This window comes from Jiangella asiatica (assembly GCF_004349065.1).
GTDB lineage: Bacteria > Actinomycetota > Actinomycetes > Jiangellales > Jiangellaceae > Jiangella > Jiangella asiatica.
The window spans coordinates 1-23,538 of sequence record NZ_SMKZ01000077.1; the positions used below are offsets into that span (position 1 = coordinate 1).

The window sequence follows — 23,538 nt, forward strand, 5'->3', positions numbered from 1 at the left end:
GTGCTCCAGGGGCGGCGGGGGGCGGCGTCAGGGGAGCTCGAAGCGGATGGTGCGGGTGGTTGGGTCGGCGACGGTGAGGCGGGCCTCGACGTCGGTGCCGAGCGGGAGATCGGCGGTGCCGCGGACCTGGGCCTCGACGGCGGGTTCCTGGACGACGAGATCGCCGCGGCGGGCGTCGCGGTCGTCCACCTCGACGACGACGGCGGGGAAGCTGGTGCCGACGTGCTCGTGCAGGACGGTGGCCTCGACCAGATCGAGGACCTGGCGCTCGTACTGGTTGGCCCGCCGGGTCGAGCCGCGCATCGTCTGGGGCAGCTCGTCGAGGCGGGCGCGCACCCAGTCGGGGACCGGCCGGTCCGTGGTCAGCGCCAGGCAGATCTCGCCCGCGTACCGGTCGATCAACCGCCGCAGCGGCGCGGTGACGTGCGAGTACTCCGCGGCGAGCGCGGAGTGCCCGGTCTGCTCGGGCAGCCCGCCGTCGAAGCCGGCGTAGCCGGAGCCGCGCAGCAGCCGGGTGCAGGCGACCAAGGTCGCGGCGTGGCTCGGCTTCGCGGGGTCGAGCGAACGGACGAAGTCGGGGTAGCTCATGGCGTCCGGCCAGTCGACCCGCAGCGCCCGCGCCGTGCGCCGCAGCCGGCGCAGGTCGCGGGGGTCGGCCGGTGCCAGGGTGCGCAGCAGCCCGATCCTGGCCTCGACCATTATCGAGGCCGCGCCCATGCCGGTGAGCAGGGATATCTGCGCGTTCCACCGTTCGACGGGGTGCTGCTGGCGGAACTCCAGCCACCAATGGTCGCCGTCGACGCGGACCTCCTGCTCCGGCAGCGGGAGCGAGACGCCCCCGCGGTGGGCCTCGCGCGCCAGGCGGAGCTCGCCGACCTGCCGCAGCAGGTCGAACACCGGGTCGGCGGTGCCGGCGTCGAGCTGCTCCTGCACCCCGGCGTAGGAGAGCTTGGCGCGGCTACGCACGAGCGCCCGCTCCACCCGCACGGCGGTGCCTTCGCCGTCGCCGGCGACCTCGATGGTCCAAAGCAGCGCCGGGCGGACCTCGTCGGCCAGCAGCGACGCGGCGTCCTCGGACAGCGACTTCGGGTACAGCGGCACCTTGGCGTCCGCGCCGTACAAGGTCTCGCCGCGGCGGTGCGCCTCCTCGTCGAGAGGGTCGCCCGGCGACACGAACGCACCCACGTCCGCGATCGCGTAGTGCACGGTGTAGCCGGACCCGTTCCGCTCGATGTGCAGCGCCTGGTCGAGGTCGAGCGCCGTCTCCGGGTCGATGGTCACGAACGGGATGTCGGTGCGGTCCAGGTCGGGCAGGCGTGGGTTCTTCGCCGCGTCCGCGGCCGCCCGTTCGACCTCGTCCGGGAACGACGGGGTGACTCCCAGCTCGGCCTGGATGACGCCGACGCCGGCCCGCAGGGTGGCGCCGTCGGCGGACATCGCCTCCGCGGGTACGCGGACCACACGTCTCGGCACGCCGACCACTCCCCTGCGCTGTAGGCACCCCTGCCGGCTGTCAGCCTCTCACGCGGGCGGCCCGTCTCACGGCGTGTCGCCGTAGATCTCCTCGTCGGTCAGCGGGTCGGGCCACCGTTCGACGACGGGGCGGGCCAGCGTGCGCTCGGCCAGCCCTGCGGCACCCGGTCCGCGGGCGTCGACCAACGCCTGTTCCAGCGCTCGGAGGAAGGGCTCGGGCGTGGACGTCCCGACGACCCAGGTGGCCAGCTCCAGGTCCAGCGTCCGGCCGGCACCGTCGTCGACGCGCAAAGACCGGGCGCGGGGCCGCACGACCTGGGTCCGTGCCTCGCTGACGTCGCGGCCGTGACGGTGCGCCAGCCGCGGGCTGAGCCCTTCGAAGCTGACCGCCTGACGGGTATAGGGGCCGGTGCGCAGCGTCCGCTTGGCCTGGCCGAGCCGCCGGCCGATGAGGTTGGCCCGCTCGTGGTAGCGCACCCGGGCCGGGTCGATGGTGGACAGTGGGACGACATAGGGCCGGCCGCCCGGCCATGCGGTGTCCAGCACGACGGCCCGGTCGTAGACCTTCGCGCGGTTCATCCAGCCGGACATGAAGAGCAGGACGAGGACGACGAGGCCGCCGACGTAGTAGGACACCGCGGACGCGAGGCCACCACCGGCGGTGGGCACGAGTACGAGCGGCGCCACCAGTGGCCCCAGGAACATGATCGCCAATGCGAGCGGTCCCGGCCGATGACGCTCCGCGTACCGCAGCGCACCGGCGGCGCTCTCGTCGAACAGGTGGTCGGCGATCACAACGGCTCCTCCACGCTCAGCACGCGCTGCGCGGCGGCGCGCAGACCCACCGGCGACACCGTGTCGATGCGCATCGCCTTGCGTCCGTCGTCGACGGACCGGGCCGTCTCTACGCCGCCGGCGCCAGCGTAGACGGTAAGCCGCTGGTCGGCGCGCCTTCTTTGCCACTCCGACGCGAAGTCGTCGATGGAGCTCGCCGCCGTGGGCGCCCGCGGCCCGTCGGGCTTCTCGGGTTGGTGCGACCAGCTGCGACCGGGTACGCGTCACCGGCCGTTGACCACCCCGTCGAGGAGTTCGACGGCGCGCCGCGCGGCCGGGTGCTGCGTGGCCGACTTGCCCACCGCGACGCTGATGCGCCGCACCGGCGTCGGTGCCACGATGCGCACGGTGGTGACGTCCGGCGGGAGCTCGCGGATGCCCAGCTCCGGCACCACGGTGATGCCGATGCCGGTGGACACGAACGGGATCGCGGTGTGGTAGTCGTGGGTCTCGACCGCGAACTCCGGCACGAACCCGACCTCGGCGCAGGCTGCCAGCAGCACCCGCCGGCAGGCGCCGTCGTTGAGGTCGTTGTCGATCCAGCGCCGCCCGGCGAGCTCGACCAGCGGCACCTCGTCGCGGCCGGCCAGTGGGTCGTCGGCGCGGACGACGGCGAGGTAGGGGTCGTCGGCGAGCCGGCTCACCTCGGTACCGGGCGGCGGTGTGTAGCCGGGCCGCTCGACGAAGATGTCGACGTCGGGCACGGGGGTGTCCGGCGCCTTGACCTCGGTCATGCGCAGCTCCAGCCGCAGCTCGGGGTACCGCGCGTGCAGCGCGGCGATCACCGGCGGCAGCCAGACCGCACCGGCGGAGGCGAAGTAGCCGATCGACAGGCTGCCTACCCGGCCGGCGCGAAGGTCGCCGACCAGCCCGTCGAGCCTGGTGAGCGTCTCGAACAGCGGCTCGGCCTCGGCGGCCAGCGTGCGGCCGGCCGCCGTCGGCTCGATGCCGCGGCCGACCCGCTCCAGCAGCCGCAGCCCGGTCTCGCGCTGCAGCGCGGTGAGCTGCTGGCTGACGGCGGACGGCGTGTAGCCCAGGGCGTCGGCGCCGGCGCGGATCGAGCCGGTGGCGACAACGGCGCGCAGCAGGCGAAGCCGTGGAACGTCGAGCATGGCGTCATCGTACAGCAGTGCTTAACGATGATGGAGAAATCATCGCTTGTGCTGTCGAATCTCCAGCGGTGACCATGGCGAGGTGACGCAACAGGTCGAGGAACCCGCCGCTGCACCGCCCGTCCGCACCGCCACCACCGAGAGCCGCAAGGCCGCCGTCGCCGCCGGCATCACCGTGCTGCTGTGGGCTTCGGCGTTCGTGGCCATCCGCGACGTCGGCCACACGATCTCGCCGGCGCCCATGGCGCTGGTCCGGCTGGCCGTGGCGGCCGTCGCGCTGACCGTGCTGGTGCTGGCCACCCGCGGGCGGCGGATGATCCCGGTGCCCCTGACCCGCCGCTCGCTCGGGATGATCGCCGCCTGTGGCGTGCTGTGGCTGGCCGGCTACACCGTCGCGCTCAACGCCGGCGAGCAGCACGTCGACGCCGGCACCGCCGCCGTGCTGGTCAACGTCGCGCCGCTGCTCATCGCGTTCGGCGCGGGCATGTTCCTCGGCGAGGGGTTCCCGCGGCCGCTCATCGCCGGGTCGCTGGTCGCCTTCGGCGGAGTCGCGGTCATCGCCATGGGCTCCACCGGCGACCGCGACCGGGTCGGCGTCGCCCTCTGCCTGCTGGCCGCCGTGCTGTACACCTGCAGCGCGCTCATCCAGAAGGTGGTGCTGCGCACCGTCGACGGCCTGACCACGACCTGGCTGGCCTGCGTCGTCGGCGCCGTGGTGCTCCTGCCGTGGACGGGGCGGCTGGTGGACGAGCTGGCGGCCGCGCCGACCAGCGCGATCCTCGGCGCGGTCTACCTCGGCCTGTTCCCGACCGCCATCGGCTTCAGCACGTGGGCTTACGCGCTGAGCCGCATGGACGCCGGCCGGCTCAGCGCCACCACCTACGCCGTCCCGACGTTGTCGGTGCTGCTGTCCTGGCTGCTGCTCTCGGAGGTGCCGACTGAGTACGGCCTGCTCGGCGGCGCCATCAGCCTGATCGGCGTGGCGATCTCGCGCCGCCGGCCCCGCCCCACCCCATGAGCGACCACTACCGGCAGGTGCGTTCGACCATCCGGACCAGCTCCACCAGCCCGAGAGTGCCCAGCGGCTGGGCGAACTCGCCGTCGCCCCCGCCGTGGCTCACGGCGAACCGGACGATGACGTCGGCCAGGCCGGCCGCCTCCTCGCAGTCGGTGACGCTCCAGGTCACGGCCAAGGTGTCGGAGCTGTGGCCGCCGACCTCGAGCGTGGCCGCCGTCGCGGTCAGGCCGTCGGTCTCCGTCACGATGCGGTCGATCGTGAGGGGGTCCTCGCCGTCGTTGGTGATCGGCAGTTCCGTGACGAGGTCCGCGCCGTCCGTCGACACCGCCGTCGCCTCGCCGATGAAGAAGGCGCCGACGCCCGGCGTCGAGCACGGGGCCCAGAGGCCCTCGAAGGTGGTGCCCGGCGGCAGGTCGAGGTCGACCACCTGCTCGCCGCCGGACCCGGTGCGGACCCGCACGCGCAGCTCATCGGGCGGACCGACCTCGCAGTCGGGTCGCAGCCCGGTCTGGGAGAACTCGACCCAGCTGCCCGGGGCCGCAGCCGCCGGCTCCGGTGGCCGGGCGTCCGGCATCGACGAGACCCCGTCGGCCTCGATGCCCAGCACCTCGAGCTCCTGCTCACCGGCGTTCAGCAGGCTCAGGCGCACGATCGCCGCAGCCGCGCCGTCGCGGCCGGTGTGCCAGCTCGCGTTGACGTAGTACGGCGACGACGGGCCGCCGATCAGGCGCACGTCGGAGTAGGTGGCGGCATCGTCGCGAGCCTGCACCACGACCGCGCCGACGACGGCGCCGGCCAGCAGCGCCGCGGCCGGCACACCCCACCGCCGCCAGCCGGACGGACCGCGCGGGGTCGTTGGCGGCTCGAGGTGAGCGCTGGAATCCCCCGGCGGACCGACGACGCCGAGATCGAGCGGCCGCTTCCGGCCGACATCCCCCTGCATGCCTGGATTGTCCCCGAGCGCTCCGTGGCGCTACAAGCGCCGGCGTTCGCGGGATCCGTGGCGGGAAAGCCCTTGCCGGCGACCGAGACGTCTGTTTGACTCCGGTTTGTTGTGGTCTAGACCTCACCGAGCGCGCCGGAGGTTGCCCCGTGGACGTCACTCGTCGCCGGCTGTTGTCCCTGCTGTCCGCCAGCGGCCTGCTCGCCGTGGCCCGGCCCGCCGTCGCCGCCAACATCGGCCCGACGACGTCCGTTTCCGTCGATCACACCGCGCTGCTCGCCAACACGACGGCGATCTTCGCCGGCACGCCGGAGTCCAACGCCCGCCCGGACGTCGCGGCCAAGCTGGCCGCCATCGAGCGGACCGCGCGCACCTGGCTGGCCGCGCTGGACTCCGCACGCGACGGCGAACTGTTCACGGGCCTGCCGCTGGGCACCAGCGACCCGAACCTGAACGCGTCGTACCAGCACCTCTACGAGATCGCGCTGGCCACACGCACCCCGGGCGGTGCCCTGGACGGCGACACCACGCTCCAGAGCCGGGTCATCGACGGGCTGGTCTGGCTGCACGAGCACTACTACGGCGACCAGGCGCGCGGCTACTACGGCAACTGGTTCACCTGGGAGATCGGCATCTCCACCCACGTCAGCAAGACGCTGGTCCTCCTCGACGACGCCGTCGCCGAGCACGCGCCGGACCTCGTCGCAACGTACGTCGCCAGCATGGACGCCTACCTGCGCAACGGACTGAACGGCGACGTGAACCTCGACTCACGCTTCCACACCGGCGCCAACCTCGCCGACATCACCACCAACCGCATCCTGCAGGGTGCGCTGCTGCGCGACGACGCCCGCATCACCAAGGCGCTCGAGGACCAGCTGACCGTGTTCCTCACGATCGACCCGTACGCGCTGCGGCACGGCGTGACCGACGGCTACTACGCCGACGGCTCGTTCATCCAGCACCACTCGGTCGCCTACACCGGCTCCTACGGCCGGGCGCTGCTGACCCGGGTGATGCAGACGCTCAAGATCCTCGACGGCACTGGAGCCGCCGACGGCGACACGCTGGTCCCCGTGGTCCAGCGCTGGGTGATCGACGGGTTCGCGCCGTTGATCTTCGAGGGCTGGATGATGGAGATCGTCAAGGGGCGGGCGGTGTCGCGGACGTCCACCGGGTACACCGACGTCGCCACCGTCGTCGAAGCGATCGTCGACCTGTCCGACTACAGCAGCGGCGCCGACGCGGACGCGCTGAAGAGCTACGTGAAGTTCATCCGGTCCACCTCGCGCGCCGCGCTGGACCCGGCGACATTCGTCTCGCCGATGAGCATCGCGCGCTACGCCGACATCCTCGCCGACGACTCCGTCCCGGCCGCCGACGTCAACCCGGCCGCCCGCAGCGTCGCGTTCAACGCGATGGACAAGAACGTGCATCGCCGCCCCGGCTACGCGTTCGCGCTCGCCCGCAGCTCGGACCGGATCAGCAAGTACGAGTACATGAACGGCGAGAACCTCATGCCGTGGTTCCAGGGTGACGGCGCCTACTACCTGTACCTGACCGGCGACGACCAGACCCAGGCGTTCGGCGTCGACTACTACGCGACGGTGTCGCCGTACGCCCTGGCCGGCGTCACCACCCCGGTTGAGCAGCGGAGCACCGTCCCCGAGCTGTACGGGAGGCCCTACTACGAGAACCCCGGCCACCCGCTGGGCTTCACCTCGTCGTCGGAGTCGCAGAACACCTACGTCTACTTCCCGCGTGGCACCAACGGCCACTCCGGCGGCGCGACCCTGGACGCGTACGGCGCGGCCGGGATGGTGCTCTCCAGCGACGTCGCCTGGCGGGACAAGCAGGCCGGCATCCTGCCCGACGACTTCGTCGCCTACCAGAACACGGCCGCGACGAAGTCGTGGTTCATGCTCGACGACGAGATCGTCGTGCTGGTCGCGGGGGTCACCGACCCGGCCGGCCGCGCCGTCACCACCGCCGTCGACGCCCGCATCGCGGCACCGGCCGACGCGGTCACCGTCGCCGGCGAGCTGCGCGGCGGCGGAGCCTGGACCGGCGCCGGCACCGGCGACCTGGCCTGGCTGCGTTACGTCAACGCGACCCGCGGCACCGCGGTCGGCTACGCGTTCCTCAGCGCGCAGCCGGTGCGGGTGTCGCTGGACCAGGTCACCCGCAGCCGGCGCGTGGTACGCACCGCGAACCCGGACACCGCGGTGACCAAGTCGGTGTTCGGCGTGCTGGTCGGCCACTCCCAGGCGACGACGGCGCTGGCCTACGCGCTCGTGCCGCACGCGACGCAGGACCGGCTGCGCGGCTACGGCGCGCCCGACGGCCCGGTGACGGTGCTCGCGAACGACCCCGGCGTCCAGGCGGTCCGGCACGCCGGCCTCGGCCTGGTGGCCGCCAACGTGTTCACCGGCGACCCGCACGACGTCGCCGGCCTGCGGGTCGACGGCCCGGCGTCGGTGATCGCGCGCACCCGGTCGCGGCTGACCACGGTCGCCGTCTCCGACCCGACCATGGACCGCGACCTCGTGCGGGTCACCGTCGCCGGCCGGACCCTCACCAAGGTGGCCGGCGACCGCGCCGTCCGGGTGAGCCACGCCGGCGGCGACACGCTCCTCGAAGTCGACACGCACCGCGCGTACGGCGCCAGCTTCACCGCCACGTTGCGCGGCTGACCCACACTGGACGGCGGAGGTGACACGCCGTGCCCGACGAGACCTACCCCCGGCTGCGCCACGTGGTCCTCGACACCACCGACGCGCGCGGGCTGGCGGAGTTCTACCGCCGCCTGCTCGGCCTGACCTACCGGCCCGGTGACGAGCCGCCGGCGGCGGCCGAGCCGGACCCGGCCGGCTCGGACTGGCTGGTACTGCGTGACGAGGCCGGGCAGCCTCGGCTGGCGTTCCAGCAGGTCGCCGCGCTACCCGAGGTGACCTGGCCGGCGGGTCCGGTGCCGCAGCAACTGCACCTGGACCTCACCGTGCCCGACGTCGCCCAGCTGGACGCGCAGCACGAGCGGGCACTGGCGCTGGGCGCGCGGCTGCTGGCCGACCGCTCCGCCGACCCCGAGGAGCCGCTGCGGGTCTACGCCGACCCCGCCGGGCACCCGTTCTGCGTCTTCATCGCGCCGCCCGGCTGACCCGTCACGACGGGCGCGGCGCGTACATGATGATCGCCACGCCGGCCAGGCACACGACGCCGCCGACGACGTCCCAGCGGTCCGGCCGGAACCCGTCGACGATCATCCCCCAGGCCAGCGACCCGGCGACGAACACCCCGCCATACGCGGCCAGAATGCGGCCGAAGTGCGGGTCGGGCTGCAGCGTGGCGACGAATCCGTACAGGCCCAGCGCGAGGACACCGGCGCCCACCCACAACAGACCGCGGTGCTCGCGCACGCCCTGCCAGACCAGCCAGGCCCCACCGATCTCGGCTACAGCGGCCAGGAGGAACAACGCGATCGAACGGACGACGGTCATGACCGAACCATAGAACGCCTACGTCGGCGCCAGCCCGGCGAACGGCAGCGGACAGGTGGGCTCGTGTGCGCACGTGTGCAGGTCGCGGCAGCCGGCGTCGACGGCGGCGCGCAGGGTGTCGCGGATGACGGTGAGGTCGGCGATGCGGGCCTCGATCTCGTCGAGCTTGGCGACCGCGCGGGCCCGCAGGTCCGTCCGCGAGCGGCCGTGTCCGCGCCCGACGTCGATCAGCTCGGCCACCTCGTCCAGCGTGAACCCGAGCCGCTGCGCAACCTTGATGATCCGCACGACGGTGGCCGCCTCGGCCGGATAGACGCGGTGCCCACCGAGGGTGCGATCCGGCTGTGTCAGCAGCCCGCGCCGCTCGTAGTACCGCAGAGTCTGCGGGTTCACCCCGGCCGCGGCGGCCAGCTCGCCGCTGCGCAGGCCGGCAGCGTCGGTACCGGCGCTCATGTCGCAGCACCCGTCGCGAGCCGGTGCAGCCCGGTCAGGACCTCGGCGTGCACGGCCGGAACGGCCACGTCCACCGCGAGCGCGCCCGCCGACGCCGTCGTCGTGAACGTGAAGAACGAGCAGCAGGTGGTCTCGCGGTCGGTGAGGTCGCGGGTGGTCGCGGCCGTGGCGGGGTCGCCGTCCAGCTCCAGCCGCAGCGTCGTCGGCGACGTCCGGGTGGCCGCACGCAGGTGGGCGGCGAACAGGTCGCGGAACTCCGCCACCCGCAGCGGCCGCTGCGCCGTCGGCAGCGTGCACGCCTCCGGCACGACATCGGTGAATTCGTTGCTCATGCCTTCACCGTAAACCTGTACCTGGGTACCGAATGCAACCTCGAGCGATCGCGACCTCCGCCACCTGCCGGGCACGGCACCTGACCGGCATCGCCGGCGACCTGGAGCGGGTGGCGTCAGTGCGAGACCGCGTCGGCGTCGGCACCGGCACCGGCGACGTGCTGGGCGAGGAAGTCCTCCCAGGTGCGCCGGCCGACCGGACGGTCCGGGGTGAGGTTGGCGCCGTCGCGCATGGCCCTGGCGGCCCTGCCGGGCGCGCGGGCCGGCACGATCAGCCGGCGCCTGCCGGTCGCCGCGAGGTAGCCGCGAACCAGCTCCTTCATCGAGTACACCCGCGGCCCGCCGAAGTCGGGGACCAGGCCGGCCGGGGCGCCGAGGGCCAGCTCGGCCAGCCGGGCCGCCACCTCGCCGGCGTCGACCGGCTGGAACCGGAAGCCGCTCATCACCGGCACGATCGGCATCCGCGACAGCAGCCGCGCGGTCGTCAGGGTCAGCTCGTGAAACTGGGTGGCGCGCACCGTGGTCCACGGGATGCCGGACTCCGCGACGGCCCGCTCCCCCGCTGCCTTCTCCGCGTAGTAGCCGAACATCGCCCGGTCCGCCCGGCTCACGACGGGCACCCGGTCGGCGCCGACCACCGAGATGTACACCACGTGCCGCACCCCGGCCGGGGCGGCGGCCATCAGCGTGCGCGCCTTGTCGCCGTCGCCCTTGGCACCGCCGGCGCAGTGCACGATCGTCTCTACGCCGGCGACGGCGCGCTCGACACCGGTGCCTGTGGCCAGGTCGCCGGTGACGTACTCCACGTCGCCGTCCTCGTGGTCGCGCCGGCTGAGCACGCGCACGTCGTGGCCGGCCTGCCGCAGCAGCGGCACGACGACGCGCCCGAGGGTGCCGGTGCCGCCGGTCAGCAGGATGGGTGCCGTCATGGTGTCTGCTCCCCACTCGATCGGGCCGGGAGCGAGCCTCCCGGTCACGTCGCCCCGCGGTGGCGGGGACTACTGTGATGACCCGCCGGGAGGAGACAACGTGACCGACGTCGTGAACCCGCGGGACCTGCTGGTCGAGCGCTTCGAGGAGCAGCGGCCCCGGCTGCGTGCGGTCGCCTACCGGATGCTCGGCTCGCTGAGCGAGGCCGACGACGCGGTCCAGGAGACCTGGCTGCGCCTGAGCCGCACCGACGCCGACGACATCGAGAACCTCGCCGGCTGGCTGACGACGGTGACCGCGCGGGTGTGCCTCAACCTGCTCCGCGCCCGCGACACCCGCCGCGAGGAGCCGCTGGACGTGCACGTGCCCGACCCGGTCGTCAGCAACGCCGCGGGCATGGACCCCGAGCACGAGGCGCTGCTGGCCGACGCCGTCGGGCTGGCGCTGCTGGTCGTGCTGGACACGCTCACGCCGGCCGAGCGGCTCGCGTTCGTGCTGCACGACATGTTCGCCGTCCCGTTCGAGGACATCGCACTGCTGGTCGATCGGTCGCCGACGGCGGCCAGACAGCTGGCTTCCAGGGCTCGGCGGCGGGTCCGCGACGCCGGGCCCACGCCCGACCCCGACCTGGCCCGGCAGCGCGAGGTGGTCGACGCGTTCTTCGCCGCGGCCCGCGAGGGCGACGTCGACGGGCTGGTCGCGGTGCTCGATCCCGACATCGTGCTGCGGGCCGACGGCGGCGCGGCACGCACCCGCCCGAGCATGGTCCTGCACGGAGCACGGGCGGTGGCCGGTCAGGCCTCCTACGCTCGGCGGCTCGGCCGGTTCGTGCGGCCGGCCCTGGTCAACGGCGCGGCCGGCGCCGTCGTCGTCGTGGCCGGGAAGGTGTTCGCTGTCATGGGCTTCGTGGTCGCCGGCGGCCGCGTCGTCGCCATGGACGTCCTCTACGATCCCGAGCGGCTGGCCGGGCTGGACGTCGAGATGCTCGACGAGCCCGGGTGACGGATCAGCGGCGGGCGCGGCGGTGCTCGACCCGCTGCTCGGTGGTGACGCCGGGCGGATCAGGTAGATCCGCGGATGGTGGCCCTTGGCCCAGACGACGAGCTCACGCTCGACCCGCCATGCGCCGGGGTTCTCGTCCAGGAGCCGGCGCATGACCGCGACGCGATGGGTGATGACGACGATCCGCGCGCCCGGCGCCGCGAGCTCGCCCGCCCGCTCCAGCAGCGTCCGGTGCGTGGCGAGCGCGGAGACAGGAGAGCGGACCTTGTCGCCCCAGGGTGGGTCGGCGAGGACGACGTCGTAGCCACGCCCGGCCGCGGGCTGGGCGGCGATGTCGCCGTCGACCAGCTCGACCCGATCGATCAGCCCGGCCGCGCCGAGGTTCTGCCGGCTGGCGCGCAGCGCGGCGGGACTGTTGTCGACGCCGACGGCGCACGCAGCGGGGGCCGCGAGCAGCCGCTCGATCAGCAGGGTGCTCGAGCCGCACATCAGGTTGAGGACACGGTCGGCCGGCCGCGGCCGGGTGAGCCGGACGGCCGCGGCGGCCAGGGTCGCGTTGAGCGCTCCGGGGTAGCGCGCTCGCCGCCACGACCGCGCCGACAGCGGCCGCTGCGACAGGCGGACCAGCACCTGCCAGCCGTGCGGCCGGCCGACGTCGCGCCGGAACCGGAGCAGCCAGGCGCCGTCGACGGGGTCGGGCGTCATGCCCGTGGCGGCCGCGATCGCGGCCGCCAGCCGCTGGAATGCCGGGGACCCGGCGCCCGCGGCGTCGAGCCGGAACGTCCGGGGCCTGGCCGCGCTGGGCGGCGCCGCGAGGCCGGCCAGCGTCGGCGCCAATGGCAGGCCGGCAGCGGTCCGCAGTGCCGTCGCGATGCGGTCCAGGTGCGGCGGCCGGGCCAGCGCCGCCGGTCGGCGGACGTCGGCGTCCAGCACCAGGAAACCGGCGACGACGGTCCGGAGCGCCGTCACCTCGGCGAGGACCGCCGCCACGTCCACCGGGGCGACGAGCTCGAGACTCAGCGAGTCGTTCCGGCCCGGCACCGGGAGTGGATGGCCGACGGTGGGAAGCCGCTCGGCGGCCTCGGCGGCGGCGATGTCGCCGAGGCCGGGCAGGTGGGTGAGCTCGACCCGCAGGGTGCGGGCGCGCGAGCTGGGACGGGAACGACGAACGTCGCGGCGGCGTGGACGCGCCATGATGCGGACCCCCGGCGGAGAGGGGCCGCGACGAGCACGGGAGAACGCGGCACGGCCCCTGGACGACAGCTGGTGGCCCGGCCGGCACCTCAGCCGGTCGGGCGGTCGTCTGCCGATGCGTGCCGGGCGAGCCCGTGCATCGGCCGGAGTCAGCTGGCCGCAGTCATGATCAAGGTCAGGCTAGGCCGGCGTCGCAGCCGCGGGCAACGGGGTTTTCGCCCCTCATACCGCCGGGCATAGCCGAGACACCCGAGCAGACCGATCAGGAATCGAGAAGCACCGGTCCCGGAGCCGCGATTAGCGTGGGAACCACGGCGAACCCCGCCGGACGGACGGACACGACGAGCAAGGCACCAGGGGTGATGTGAGGTGGCTGCGACGAAGCCCGCGAAGAAGAGCACGGCGAAATCCACCAAGAGCACGGCCCGTAGGACGGCCCCGGCGTTCACGGCCGAGGAGCGAGCCGCGATGAAGGCGCGTGCCGACGAGGTGAAGGCGGAGAAGCGCCGCGGGAAGAAGCCGGACCCGGAAACCGAGGTGCTCGCGAAGATCGCCGAGATGCCGGACTCCGATCGCGTCATGGGCGAGCGCATCCACGAGATCGTCAAGGCCAACGCCCCGGAGCTATCGCCGAAGCTCTGGTACGGGATGCCGTCGTACGCCAAGGACGGCAAGATCGTGTGCTTCTTCCAAGCCGCGGCGAAGTTCAATGCGAGGTACGCGACATTCGGCTTCGAGGCCGAAGCGAACCTCGACGACGGCTCCATGTGGGCGACGGCATTCGCGCTGACGAAGCTGACCCCCGCCGACGAGAAGAAGATCGCCGCGCTGGTGAAGAAGGCGGTGAGCTGAGGGACGGTCTCGGCGGGGCCGCCACCGGCCCGGGCGCCGGACCACCGTCTCGCGTCACGAACCCGGCCGGCCGTGGTCCAGGTGGTTGGCACCTGGTGAGCAGGTCGCCCTGGTGAGCAGGTCGACCCTCGTCGGGCCGATCGCCCGAGGATGCGGCTGCTGCTCAGCCCTCGAACATGTGGCGGCACGCGTCGACGCCAGCGACCACGATGCCGGCGGTGGATACGCCCGCCCAGCGTGACCGGGTCAGGCGCAACCGGTCGGAGACCAGCACCTCGGAACCTCTCGCGTCGCGTGAGATCCCATCGTGTTCGTACCCCAGTTTCCGGGAGACCCGCTGAGAGGCGTGGTTGTCCTGGAAGACCTCGCTGCGCGCCGCTTCGGCGCCGAGATGGTCGAAGGCCAGAGTGAGAACGGCCGTGCGTGCCTCGGTTCCGAACCCTTGTCCGTGGTGCTGGATGCCCAGCCAGGATGACGTGGTCACCTCTCGCACGATTGGGAAGTCCTTTGCTCGGAGAGTCACCATGCCGACGGCCTCGCCGGTGGTGGTGAAGACACCCAACCCGAGGCTCCAGTCATCGACCGTCCACTCGGCCAGCTCGCTCCAGTAGCTCTGCAGCACGATCTCTCTGCGGTCGTCCGCGGTGCCTTCGGTCCAGGGTGTGAGGAACGGGCGTTCCGATGGGTCGTGCAGACCACGCCCGGCCAGTTCAGCCAGTTGAGGGATCTCCTTCTCGCGAGGTAGTCGCAACCGCAGACGCTGGGTGGTGATGGCCAGACGAAAGGTGGGCCACAGGTCGTCTATCACGCTCGGAACTGTTCAATGCGGCGGGCCGCGCGCGCAAGCTATTTTCATGATCATCAACCGGTGGCGACGCTATGACGTCGCCACCGGTTGATGATCATGGGGAAGGGTGGGGGCTACCGATCATGCGAACAGATGTTCGATACTGGAAGCATGTCTCCTGTTCGATGGCTCGACGACCCACCGGTGCCCTTGCTCGACCTCGACCTGGCGGCGCTGGAGATCGCGCCGCGAGCCCGGATCGAGCCGTCCGGGCTGTGCACCGCGGTACCCGTGGTCATCGGCGAACGGTCGGCCCGGCCCGTCCGCGGCCAGCTGGCCGCGTGGGGCCGCCCGCGGGGCGAGCGACGGTGGGCGTACGCGCTGGTGCTGTGGCCCGACCGCCGCGAGGACGACCACGGCCGGCTGGCCTGGACCTGGCGGTGGGGCTGGTGTGCGTTCGACCGTCGCCAGCTACGCCGCGCGCACCGCAGCGAGACGGTACGCGGCGGGTCGGCGTACCACGAAGGGATCTCGGCCGCGATCCGCCGGGCCATGCCGGCCGGAGTCGACCTCACGCCGCGGTTCGACCCCACGTCGGGTGTCGACCTCCCGGCCGGTACCGAGCTGGACGGCTCGCCCGGTGGTGCACCGTGACGACGCAACTTCGCACCCTGTGGAGGGTCCGACACCGCTACGGACGGTGCCGCTCAGCGGGGACCGGCCAGCCGGGTCAGCTCCACGAACTCCGGCGCCGACCGGCTCGGGCCGCAGCACCCGCCGTCGCCGCCGGCCGCGTCGCCGTCGTACCCGCCCGAACCACCGCACACGCCCGACTCGGGCAGCACGAGCTCCACCCGCTCGGCCGAGGCACGGTCGCCGGCGACCGCCGCGGCGATGCTGCGCACCTGCTCGTAGCCGGTCATCGCTAGGAACGTGGGCGCGCGGCCGTAGCTCTTCATCCCGGCCAGGTAGACGCCGGGCTCGGGATGGGCCAGCTCCGCCACGCCGTGCGGGCGGACGCTGCCACAGGAGTGCACGTTCGGGTCGATCATCGGCGCCAGCCGCACCGGCGCCTGCAGGGTCGGGTCCAGCTCCAGGCGCAGCTCGGACAGCCACGAGAGGTCCGGCCGCAGCCCGGTCAGCGCGACGACCCGGTCGACGTCGCCCAGGTCGCGGCCGTCGTCGGCCACCAGGGCCAGCCGGCCGTCTGGCTGCGCCTGAACCGCCGAGGTCCGGAACCCAGTGACCACCCGCACCCGGCCGGCCTCCACCGCTCTGCGGGCACGCTGGCCGAGCGCGCCGCGGGCCGGCAGCTGGTCGGCCGTGCCGCCACCGAACGTGTCACCGATGACGCCGCGGCGCAGCACCCACGTCACGGTGGTGCCGGGTGCGTCATCGGCCAGCGATGCGAGCCCGACCAGCGCCGTGAGCGCCGAGTGCCCGCTGCCGACGACGGCCACGTGCCGGCCGGCGTAGCGGCCGGCGTCGGCGCCGACGTCGGGCACGCGGTAGTCGATCCGGTCCGCCGCGGCCGCCTCGCCGAGCGCGGGAAGCCCGTCGCCGCCGACGGGGTTCGGCGTCGCCCAGGTGCCCGACGCGTCCACGAGGCCGCGCGCGGTCAGCCGTTCCTCGCGCCCGTCGGCGAGCCGGACGTGCACGGTCAACGGCTCACGGTCGCGGCCGTCGTCCACGAGCCGGTCCCGGCCACTTCGGGCGGCGCCGACCACCTCGGCGCCGGTGCGCACCCGCGGGCCGAGGGCGGCGGCCAGCGGCTCGAGGTACTCCGACACCCACTCCGCACCTGTCGGATACCGGTCGCCGGCAGGACACTCCCAGCCGCGCGCGGCGAGCAGCCGGCGGCCCGCCGGCGCCACCAGCTCCGACCACGACGAAAACAGCCGCACGTGCCCCCAGGCGCTCACCGCGGCCGCCGGCGCGGCACCACGTTCGAGCACCACCACGTCGATGTCGCGCTCGGCCAGCTCAGCGGCGGCAGCCAGGCCGATCGGCCCGGCACCCACGACCACCACGGGATGCGCCATGCTCCACTCCTATCATCGACGATCATCGATGTTCCGTCGCCAGGCACTCTATCGACACTTGTCGATGAATGTCGATAGGCTGCCACCATGACGGCCGTCAACACCCACTCCGACCTGCTGCTACCCGGCACCGACGCCGCCCGCTACGCCGAGTGTTTCGCCTGTCTCGCCGACCCCACCCGGGTCCGGCTGCTGCACGCCGTGGCCACCGCTCCCGGCGGCCACGGCGTCGGCGAGCTGGCGGAGATCCTCGGCATCAGCCAGTCGACCTGCTCGCACCACGTGCGCAAGCTCGCCGACGTCGGCTTCGTCCACCTCGGCCGGCAGGGCACCTCCACCCGGGTCACCGTCAACGAGGCGTGCTGCACCGGCCTGCCGCACATGGCCGACGTGGTCATGGGGTCGCTGGCACCGCGGCCGTGCTGCCCCGACGACCTCCCCGCCGACGTCACCGTTCGCGAGCTGCGCGACGCCGACTGGCCCGCCGTCCTCGAGATCTATGCGCAGGGCATCGCCACCGGCATCGCCACGTTCGAGGCCACCGTGCCCTCGCGCGAGCACCTGGATGCGACCTGGCTCCCCGCCCACCGCTGGGTAGCCGAGGCCGACGGCCGGATCGCCGGCTGGACCGCGGCGTCGCCGGTGTCGGCCCGCGACTGCTACGCCGGCGTGGCCGAGACCTCCGTCTACGTCCACCGCGACCTGCGCGGCCGCGGCGTGGGCAAGGCGCTGCTGCACCGGCAGGTCACCGCCGCCGACCGCGACGGCATCTGGACGCTGCAGACGTCGATCTTCACCGAGAACCGCACGAGCCTGGCCCTGCACCATCAGGCCGGCTACCGCACCGTCGGCGTCCGCGAGCGCATCGCCGAGCGCGACGGCGTCTGGCACGACACCGTGCTGGTCGAGCGCCGCACCTCGACCCGCTCCGACCCGCCGGCCTGCCCGGCATGAGCCGGTCCTCGATGTCCTCCACCGCGGTGCCGACGCCGACGGTGCTGCCGTGCGGCGACGCGGCGGTGCTGCTCGAGGTCGCCGCGCCGGACGCCGAGCACGCCCTCGACGAGGTCCGCGCACTGCATGCCGCCATGCGAGCGCACCCGGTGGACGGCGTCGTCGACCTGGTGCCGGCCGCCCGCACGCTGCTGGTCGCATTCGACCCGGCGGTGACGACGGCGGACCGCGTCGCCGCCGCCGTCGTCGCGCTCCCCCGCACCGCGACGGCCGCCGCGGACCGGCCGCTGGTGGAGATTTCGGTGCGGTACGACGGCGACGACCTCGCCGACGTCGCGCGGCGGGCCGGGCTGAGCACCGAGGCCGTGGTCGCGCGGCATCTCGAGCCCACCTACACCGTGGCGTTCATCGGGTTCGCCCCCGGCTTCGCCTACCTGACTGGCCTCGACCCGGCGCTGAAGCTGCCGCGCCGCGAGACCCCGCGCACCCGGGTACCGGCCGGCGCGGTCGCCGTCGCCGAGCTGTTCTGCGGCATCTACCCGCGGCCGGGTCCGGGCGGCTGGAACCTGATCGGCCGCACCGACGCCGTGCTCTGGGACGCCGACCGCACTCCCCCGGCGCTGCTGCCGCCCGGAACGCCGGTCCGGTTCGTCGAGAGCACGCGAGAGAATGGTCCTCGTGACGACGGTTGACCTCAACTGCGACCTCGGCGAGGGCTTCGGCGCCTGGACGTTCGTCGACGACGACACCCTGCTCTCCCTGGTCAGCAGCGCCAACGTCGCCTGCGGGTTCCACGCCGGCGACCCGAGCATCATGCGCCGGGTCTGCGCGGCGGCGGCCGAGCGCGGCGTCACCGTCGGCGCGCACGTCGGCTACCGCGACCTCGCCGGCTTCGGCCGCCGCGCGATGCGGGTCCCGGCCGCGCAGCTGGCCGACGAGGTGCTCTACCAGCTGGCGGCGCTGGACGGGGTGGCGCGCACCGTCGGCGCCCGGGTCCGCTACGTCAAGCCGCACGGAGCGCTGTACAACGTCATCGTCGGCGACGCCGAGCAGGCCGGCGCCGTCGTCGACGCCGTCCGCGCCTACGACCCCGGGCTGGCCGTCCTCGGGCTGCCCGGTTCGCAGGTGCTGCGGATCGCCGCCGAGCAGGGCCTGCCGGCTGTGGTCGAGGCGTTCGGTGACCGCGCGTACCAGGCCGACGGCCGGCTGGTCCCGCGCCGGGTGCCGGGCGCGCTGGTGACCGACCCGGACACCGTCGCCGCCCGCTGCCTCGAGCTCGCCCGCACCGGCAAGGTGACGAGCCTGGACGGCGCGCCCGTCGAGGTCCGGGCGCGGTCGCTGTGCATCCACGGCGACACCCCCGGCGCCGTCGAACTGGTCCGCCGAACGCGGGAGGTGCTGGAGGGCGACGGCGTCACGATCGCCCCGTTCGCGTGACCGGCGTCGTCGAGGTCGTCGACCCCGGCATGCTGTGCCTGGTCGAGGACCTGGGCCGACCGGGCCTCGCCGAGCTGGGGGTCGGCCGCTCCGGCGCCGCCGACGGCGACAGCTTCCGGCTGGCGAACCGGCTGGTCGGCAACACCGAGGCGGCCGCCGCGGTCGAGTTCGTGCTCGGCGAGGTGGCGTTCCGGTTCCACCGGGCGGTCACGGTCGCCCTGACCGGCGCGCCCGGCCCGGTCCGGGTGAGCGAGCGCGGCGCCGCCTTCAACGCGCCGTTCCCGGTGCGCCCCGGCGAGCTGGTACGGGTCGGCCGGCCGGCCAGCGGGCTGCGCGGCTACCTCGCGGTGCGCGGCGGCCTCGGCGTCGCGCCGGTGCTGGGCTCACGGTCGTGGGACACGCTTGCCGAGATCGGCCCGCCGCCGCTGCGCGCTGGCGACCTGCTGCCGTTGGCCGACGACGGCGACGGCCCACTGGTCGCCGATGTGGCCCCGGTGCGATGGCCGTCCGCCGACACGCCACTACGGGTGATCGCCGGGCCGCGCGCGGACCGGTTCGGACCGGCCGCACTTGACGCGCTCACGACGCGGCCGTACGAGGTGACGGCCGAGAGCAACCGGGTCGGCCTCCGCCTGGCTGGCCAGGCGCTGCACGCCGATGCGTCGGGCGACGATGCCGGCGGGCTGCCGTCGGAGGGCATGGTGACCGGCGCGATCCAGGTCCCGCCGAGCGGCCAGCCGGTGCTGTTCCTCGCCGACCACCCGGTGACCGGCGGCTACCCCGTGGTCGGCGTCGTCGTCACCGCCGACGTGCCGCGGGCAGCACAGCTGCGTCCCGGCGATCCGGTCCGGTTCCGCTGGGTCGGCGGCTAGCTCCGCGACGGTCGCCCGATCCGTCCCGCGTTGACCGTGGCCGCGGTGCGCAAGCGTGCGTCGGCGCTGACGGTCCGGACTCAGCGAGAGCGATCGAACCTGGCGGCGTGCCGCGGGACGGCCTCGACCCCATCGACCGCCGTCCGCGTGGCGGCGCCCCGGCCGTAGCCCCGCTCGGCCGCCACCCCGAACGCGTCGCCACCCTTCTTGCGCTTGTCGTCGGTGCCCCAGTCACGGGTGCGCGGCACGGGCACCATGCGCGGGATGTGCTTGGAGCAGTGGATGTAGGCCTCCTCGACGTCGACGACGACCCACCGTTCCGGCCGCCGCCCGGGCACGTCGGACTCGACCCGCTCGTCGGGATACCGCTCGGCGAACACCGCTGGCGACAACACCTGCGTCGGACCGTTCACGTGCAGCCCGACCAGGTCCTCGACGAAGTCCATGAACAGCAGGCCGACGTGCGGGTTCTCGGTCATGTTGCCGGCGCTGGCCAGCACGCCGTTGCCGCGGTACTCCGGCCAGGCCAGCGTTCGCGGGTCGAGGACACGGACGAAGCCCGGCGGGCCCGCGCGAAACGACACGTCGCACTCGCCGCCGCCGTCCGCGCTGCCGACGAAGACCATCTCCATGCGCCCGACGAACTCCCGCATCCGGGCGTTCAGGTGGTCGGCCATCTGCTCCCGGTAGAACCGGGCGGCCCGCTCCGCGCTGCCGCTCGCCTCCTGGAGAGCGTGCTCACCGGCTGATCCCGGACGCCTCCTGCCTCCTCCGTGTCGTTCGTCGTCGTACGCACGATCCATCGACCAAACCTCCGAGTGCCTCCGCCCAGGCCCCCCTGCCCTGCAATGATCACCTATCGACCCCCGCGAGCGATACCGATTGCGACATTTCGCACCAACCTTCCCCGCGTTGATCAACGCCGCCACGCCGCCGTCGCGGGTGGAGCGGGCGGGGTTGCTTCGGCGAGCCAGCGGTGCAGGGTGGCGGCGTCCTCCAGGAACACGGCGGGGTCGTCGTCGCGGACGAACTCCAGCAGGGCGTAGCGTGCTCCGTCACCGGGCGCGCCGGCCAGGGCCGCGAGCACCGGCCGCCAGAGCGCGCCACCGTCGGCGAGCGGCAGCCTGACACCGTCGGCGGCCCAGCTGAACACGTGCGCCGTCACCAGGCCCGGAAGCAGCGCAGCGACCTCCCGCAGCGACGACTCGGCGTCCTGCCCGATCCGCGGCTGCCAGTACGGCCGCACCCCTGGATGGTCGGCGGCGCCGTAAAGCTCCAGCGCGGTCTCGAGCGTGTCGGTCAGCGTGTTCGGGTGGTGCTCCACGGCGATCCCGACACCGTCGCCGGCGGCCAGGGCGGCGATCCGGTGCACGTCGGCGGCGACCCGCGCCCGGGCGGCCGGCTCCGCGTCGGCCGAGCCGCTGCGCCCCGCCCAGATGCGGATGCGCGGTGCGCCGAGCGCCACCGCTGTGCGCAGCACCGCGTCGAAGCCGGCCGGGTCGTCGTCGCCGGCACGGTAGTACGAGCCGTACGCCTCGATCGCGATGCCGGCGTCGGCGCTCAGTACTGCGGCCCGCCTCGCGGCCGCCAGGTCGCCGGCCGGCACGTGGACGTCGCCACCCCACTCGACGGCGCCCAGCCCGGCCCGCGTGACCAGGCCGAGGACCTCCGCGACGCCCAACTGCCGGAACGTCACCGATACCAGACCGGGGACCACGCCACCGGTCATGCCTGCACCGCCAGGTCGGTCCGGCGCACCTCGTGCTCCAGCGGCTTGCCCGCGGCGAGTCGCTCCAGCTCGTCGATCGCGAGCGCCGCCAGCCGCCGGCACTCTGTGCCCATCGCGCCGGCCACGTGCGGCGTGAGCACGACGTTCGGCAGCCGGTACAGCGGCGAGTCCGCCGAAAGCGGCTCCGGATCGGTGACGTCGAGGACGGCGTGCAGCCGGCCCCGCTCGCACTCGGCGGTCAGCGCCTCGGTGTCGACGAGCGCACCGCGAGCGGTGTTGACCAGCGTCGACCGGTCCGGCATCAGCGCCAGCCGCCCGGCGTCGAGCAGGTGGCGGGTCGACGGCAGCGACGGCGCGTGCAGCGTGACGACATCACTACGGCTCAGCAGGTCGTCGAGCTCGACGAGCTCCGCACCGGCGGCCTCGACCTCGACACCGTCGGCGTACGGATCGGCGACCAGCACCTGCAGGTCGAAGCGGCGCAGCAGGTCGACCACCAGTCGGCCGATACGGGAGAAGCCCACGACGCCCACGACCTTGCGGTAGTTCGACGCCCCCGGGATCTCCGCGCGCCAGGCCACCGAGCCCGGGTGCTCGCGGAAGGCGGCCGCGAACGCCGGCACCCGCTTCCCGGCCGCGAGCACCGCGGCCAGCGTGTACTCCGCGACCGGGACGGCATTCGCGGCGGCCGCCGTAGTCACCACGAGCCCGCGATCCCAGCAGGCGTCGGTGATGTGACCCTTGACGCTGCCGGCAGCATGCAGAACGGCGCGCAGGCGGGGCGCGGCGTCCAGGACGGTCCGGTCGATCGGCGGGCAGCCCCACGACGTCAGCAGGACGTCGGCGCCGGCCAGGCCCTCCCGGACCGCCGGCGCGTCGAAGTTGTCGACCGGGCCGGGCAGGACCCGCTCGGCCAGGGCGTCCAGGCGGTCCAGCAGCTCGGCGTCGAACAGGTCGTGGTACGGGTCCTCGCCCATGACCAGCATGACCCTGACCCGCTCGTCGGTCATCTGCGCTCCTCCGGGATGCGTCGGCGTCGGTCACCTGAATATCAGCAGGCGTCTGGACGCTGACAACCGGGTAAGCGCTTGCTTGAACGCCAGTGGCTCAGGTTAGCGATCCAGCCGACGACGTTCCACGCGGCGGCCGCCGGCGTGGTCCTCTCGCGGCGGGATCGGCCGAGAGCGTGGCGCACTCGCCGCGACCCTGTCGGTGGGTGAGGGTAAAGTCGTTCACATGTTCGATTCGTACTCGTTGGCAGTGTCTGACCATCCGTTGGTCGCGGCGCTGGGCGTGGTCGACGGCGCGATCGGTGCGGTCGAGGACGCTCCGGCGTGGGCGCTGCGGTCTGACGAGGTCGCGCGCCTCGTGGTGGCGCACGAGGCCCTGACCGCCCGGCTTGCCGCCTTGGGATTGGGCCTGGTCCGCGAGGCCGACCGGCGGAGTCTCGGGTCGTCGGTCGGTGCGACGTCCACCGCCGACTGGCTACGCGACCGTCTGCGTGTGGACCACGGCGTGGCGAGGGGACGGGTCGAGCTTGCCGCGCTCTTGGACGTCGACGCCGATCTGCTCGACGCCGCGCGCCTTGTCCACGACGCCGCGGGTGCCGGCAGCCGGCCCAATGCGTCCGCCCAACCATTCCCCACCGGTGAGCAGGTCGCCGCAGGCGGCGGTCGCCGGACCGGCTACCCCGACCCGGGCGGCTCCGGCGACAGCCGGTCGGCCATGGCCGAACCAGTGTCGCGCGCAGCCGAGCGGACCACGTCGACCCAGCGCGCCACGAGGACAGACGACCCGGCCGACCGGGCCGACCAGGCCGACGCGAACGACCGCGCCGACGCGAACGACCGCGCCGACCGGAACGACCGGGACGACCGGAACGACCACGCCGACCGGGACGGCCGGGCCGACCGGGACGATGCGGTGGGCGAGTTGACCGGGCTCGGGGTCCCGGTGGCAGCCGTGCGGGAGCTGTCGCGAGCCGCTCGGCGGTTCCTGCCGTGCACGGCGTGGGCGCTGCGCGCGGGCAGCATCTCGGTCGAGCATGCTCAGGTGGTCCGGCGGGCGCTGGGGCGGC

23 protein-coding genes and 2 pseudogenes are annotated in these 23,538 nt (G+C 73.7%); 11 read left to right on the forward strand and 14 right to left on the reverse strand.

The genetic code is table 11. The features are described from left to right. Nucleotides 1–27: 27 nt before the first annotated feature. From E1269_RS29885 to E1269_RS29895, 3 genes are all read right to left on the reverse strand, one after another. Complete coding sequence (locus E1269_RS29885; RefSeq protein ID WP_131901586.1) at nt 28–1,437, reverse strand: RNB domain-containing ribonuclease; 1,410 nt, start codon at nt 1,435–1,437, stop codon at nt 28–30. A gap of 102 nt (nt 1,438–1,539) precedes the next feature. Further along, nucleotides 1,540–2,268 (reverse strand): hypothetical protein, encoded by a 729-nt coding sequence (locus E1269_RS29890; RefSeq protein WP_131901549.1) that lies wholly within the window; start codon nt 2,266–2,268, stop codon nt 1,540–1,542. A 263-nt stretch (nt 2,269–2,531) separates the two neighbouring features. Beyond that, entirely contained in the window at nt 2,532–3,419 is an 888-nt protein-coding gene (locus E1269_RS29895; RefSeq protein ID WP_131901551.1) for a LysR family transcriptional regulator, read from the reverse strand. Between the two features lie 82 nt (nt 3,420–3,501). Here E1269_RS29895 and E1269_RS29900 point away from each other — a divergent pair, with 82 nt between their 5' ends. Continuing rightward, a complete protein-coding gene (locus E1269_RS29900) occupies nt 3,502–4,437 on the forward strand; it encodes a DMT family transporter (protein ID WP_203434210.1) in 936 nt (311 codons plus the stop codon). 7 nt (nt 4,438–4,444) lie between these two features. Here E1269_RS29900 and E1269_RS29905 read toward each other — a convergent pair whose 3' ends face one another. Beyond that, a complete protein-coding gene (locus E1269_RS29905) occupies nt 4,445–5,380 on the reverse strand; it encodes a hypothetical protein (protein ID WP_131901555.1) in 936 nt (311 codons plus the stop codon). A 149-nt stretch (nt 5,381–5,529) separates the two neighbouring features. On the opposite strand from E1269_RS29905, the gene E1269_RS29910 reads away from it, so the two are divergent. Both E1269_RS29910 and E1269_RS29915 read left to right on the forward strand, forming a co-directional pair. Continuing rightward, on the forward strand, nt 5,530–8,073 hold the full coding sequence (locus E1269_RS29910; protein ID WP_131901557.1) for a polysaccharide lyase family 8 super-sandwich domain-containing protein: 2,544 nt from the start codon (nt 5,530–5,532) through the stop codon (nt 8,071–8,073). A 29-nt stretch (nt 8,074–8,102) separates the two neighbouring features. Then, nucleotides 8,103–8,537, forward strand: coding sequence for a VOC family protein (locus tag E1269_RS29915; RefSeq protein WP_131901559.1), 435 nt, complete (start codon nt 8,103–8,105; stop codon nt 8,535–8,537). 4 nt (nt 8,538–8,541) lie between these two features. Here the strand turns inward: E1269_RS29915 and E1269_RS29920 are convergent, their stop codons facing one another. From E1269_RS29920 to E1269_RS29935, 4 genes are all read right to left on the reverse strand, one after another. Continuing rightward, nucleotides 8,542–8,877: a YnfA family protein gene (locus E1269_RS29920; protein ID WP_131901561.1), complete on the reverse strand. Its 336-nt coding sequence runs from the start codon at nt 8,875–8,877 to the stop codon at nt 8,542–8,544. 18 nt (nt 8,878–8,895) lie between these two features. Then, nucleotides 8,896–9,330, reverse strand: coding sequence for a MerR family DNA-binding protein (locus E1269_RS29925; RefSeq protein WP_131901563.1), 435 nt, complete (start codon nt 9,328–9,330; stop codon nt 8,896–8,898). After that, complete coding sequence (locus tag E1269_RS29930; protein WP_131901588.1) at nt 9,327–9,662, reverse strand: hypothetical protein; 336 nt, start codon at nt 9,660–9,662, stop codon at nt 9,327–9,329. Before E1269_RS29930 ends, E1269_RS29925 begins: the two co-directional genes overlap by 4 nt. 116 nt (nt 9,663–9,778) lie before the next feature. Continuing rightward, entirely contained in the window at nt 9,779–10,591 is an 813-nt protein-coding gene (locus tag E1269_RS29935; RefSeq protein ID WP_131901565.1) for an SDR family oxidoreductase, read from the reverse strand. Nucleotides 10,592–10,775: 184 nt separating this feature from the next. Here E1269_RS29935 and E1269_RS29940 point away from each other — a divergent pair, with 184 nt between their 5' ends. Then, nucleotides 10,776–11,594 carry a sigma factor-like helix-turn-helix DNA-binding protein gene (locus E1269_RS29940; RefSeq protein ID WP_420810692.1) on the forward strand — a complete coding sequence of 273 codons (819 nt, stop codon included), beginning with the start codon at nt 10,776–10,778 and terminating at the stop codon, nt 11,592–11,594. A gap of 135 nt (nt 11,595–11,729) precedes the next feature. On the opposite strand, the pseudogene E1269_RS34490 reads toward E1269_RS29940, so the two are convergent. After that, nucleotides 11,730–12,788: pseudogene (locus E1269_RS34490) on the reverse strand (methyltransferase domain-containing protein); the annotation flags it as partial. 468 nt (nt 12,789–13,256) lie between these two features. Here E1269_RS34490 and E1269_RS29950 point away from each other — a divergent pair. Further along, a complete protein-coding gene (locus E1269_RS29950) occupies nt 13,257–13,640 on the forward strand; it encodes an iron chaperone (protein ID WP_131901590.1) in 384 nt (127 codons plus the stop codon). 163 nt (nt 13,641–13,803) lie between these two features. Here the strand turns inward: E1269_RS29950 and E1269_RS29955 are convergent, their stop codons facing one another. Continuing rightward, entirely contained in the window at nt 13,804–14,448 is a 645-nt protein-coding gene (locus E1269_RS29955) for a GNAT family N-acetyltransferase (protein ID WP_131901569.1), read from the reverse strand. 150 nt (nt 14,449–14,598) lie between these two features. Here E1269_RS29955 and E1269_RS29960 point away from each other — a divergent pair, with 150 nt between their 5' ends. Further along, nucleotides 14,599–15,081, forward strand: a complete 483-nt coding sequence (locus E1269_RS29960; protein ID WP_131901571.1) for a hypothetical protein — start codon at nt 14,599–14,601, stop codon at nt 15,079–15,081. Between the two features lie 53 nt (nt 15,082–15,134). On the opposite strand, the gene E1269_RS29965 is transcribed toward E1269_RS29960, so the two are convergent. After that, nucleotides 15,135–16,469 carry an FAD-dependent oxidoreductase gene (locus tag E1269_RS29965; RefSeq protein ID WP_131901573.1) on the reverse strand — a complete coding sequence of 445 codons (1,335 nt, stop codon included), beginning with the start codon at nt 16,467–16,469 and terminating at the stop codon, nt 15,135–15,137. Nucleotides 16,470–16,556: 87 nt separating this feature from the next. On the opposite strand from E1269_RS29965, the gene E1269_RS29970 reads away from it, so the two are divergent. The 4 genes from E1269_RS29970 to E1269_RS29985 are packed head-to-tail and all read left to right on the forward strand — an operon-like array spanning nt 16,557 to nt 19,732. Beyond that, nucleotides 16,557–17,423, forward strand: a complete 867-nt coding sequence (locus E1269_RS29970; protein WP_131901574.1) for a helix-turn-helix domain-containing GNAT family N-acetyltransferase — start codon at nt 16,557–16,559, stop codon at nt 17,421–17,423. Beyond that, nucleotides 17,420–18,115, forward strand: coding sequence for a 5-oxoprolinase subunit B family protein (locus E1269_RS29975; RefSeq protein WP_203434212.1), 696 nt, complete (start codon nt 17,420–17,422; stop codon nt 18,113–18,115). The genes E1269_RS29970 and E1269_RS29975 overlap by 4 nt, the downstream gene beginning before the upstream one ends. Beyond that, on the forward strand, nt 18,102–18,860 hold the full coding sequence (locus tag E1269_RS29980) for a LamB/YcsF family protein (protein ID WP_131901576.1): 759 nt from the start codon (nt 18,102–18,104) through the stop codon (nt 18,858–18,860). Before E1269_RS29975 ends, E1269_RS29980 begins: the two co-directional genes overlap by 14 nt. Then, on the forward strand, nt 18,857–19,732 hold the full coding sequence (locus tag E1269_RS29985) for a 5-oxoprolinase subunit C family protein (protein ID WP_203434214.1): 876 nt from the start codon (nt 18,857–18,859) through the stop codon (nt 19,730–19,732). The genes E1269_RS29980 and E1269_RS29985 overlap by 4 nt, the downstream gene beginning before the upstream one ends. An 80-nt stretch (nt 19,733–19,812) precedes the next feature. Here the strand turns inward: E1269_RS29985 and E1269_RS29990 are convergent, their stop codons facing one another. From E1269_RS29990 to E1269_RS30000, 3 genes are all read right to left on the reverse strand, one after another. Continuing rightward, nucleotides 19,813–20,535, reverse strand: a complete 723-nt coding sequence (locus E1269_RS29990) for a pyridoxamine 5'-phosphate oxidase family protein (RefSeq protein WP_131901578.1) — start codon at nt 20,533–20,535, stop codon at nt 19,813–19,815. A 113-nt stretch (nt 20,536–20,648) separates the two neighbouring features. Beyond that, on the reverse strand, nt 20,649–21,461 hold the full coding sequence (locus tag E1269_RS29995; RefSeq protein WP_131901580.1) for a sugar phosphate isomerase/epimerase family protein: 813 nt from the start codon (nt 21,459–21,461) through the stop codon (nt 20,649–20,651). Next, complete coding sequence (locus tag E1269_RS30000; protein ID WP_131901582.1) at nt 21,458–22,471, reverse strand: hydroxyacid dehydrogenase; 1,014 nt, start codon at nt 22,469–22,471, stop codon at nt 21,458–21,460. Before E1269_RS30000 ends, E1269_RS29995 begins: the two co-directional genes overlap by 4 nt. 226 nt (nt 22,472–22,697) lie before the next feature. On the opposite strand from E1269_RS30000, the pseudogene E1269_RS30005 reads away from it, so the two are divergent. Beyond that, nucleotides 22,698–23,538 (forward strand): annotated as a pseudogene (locus E1269_RS30005) (DUF222 domain-containing protein); the annotation flags it as partial.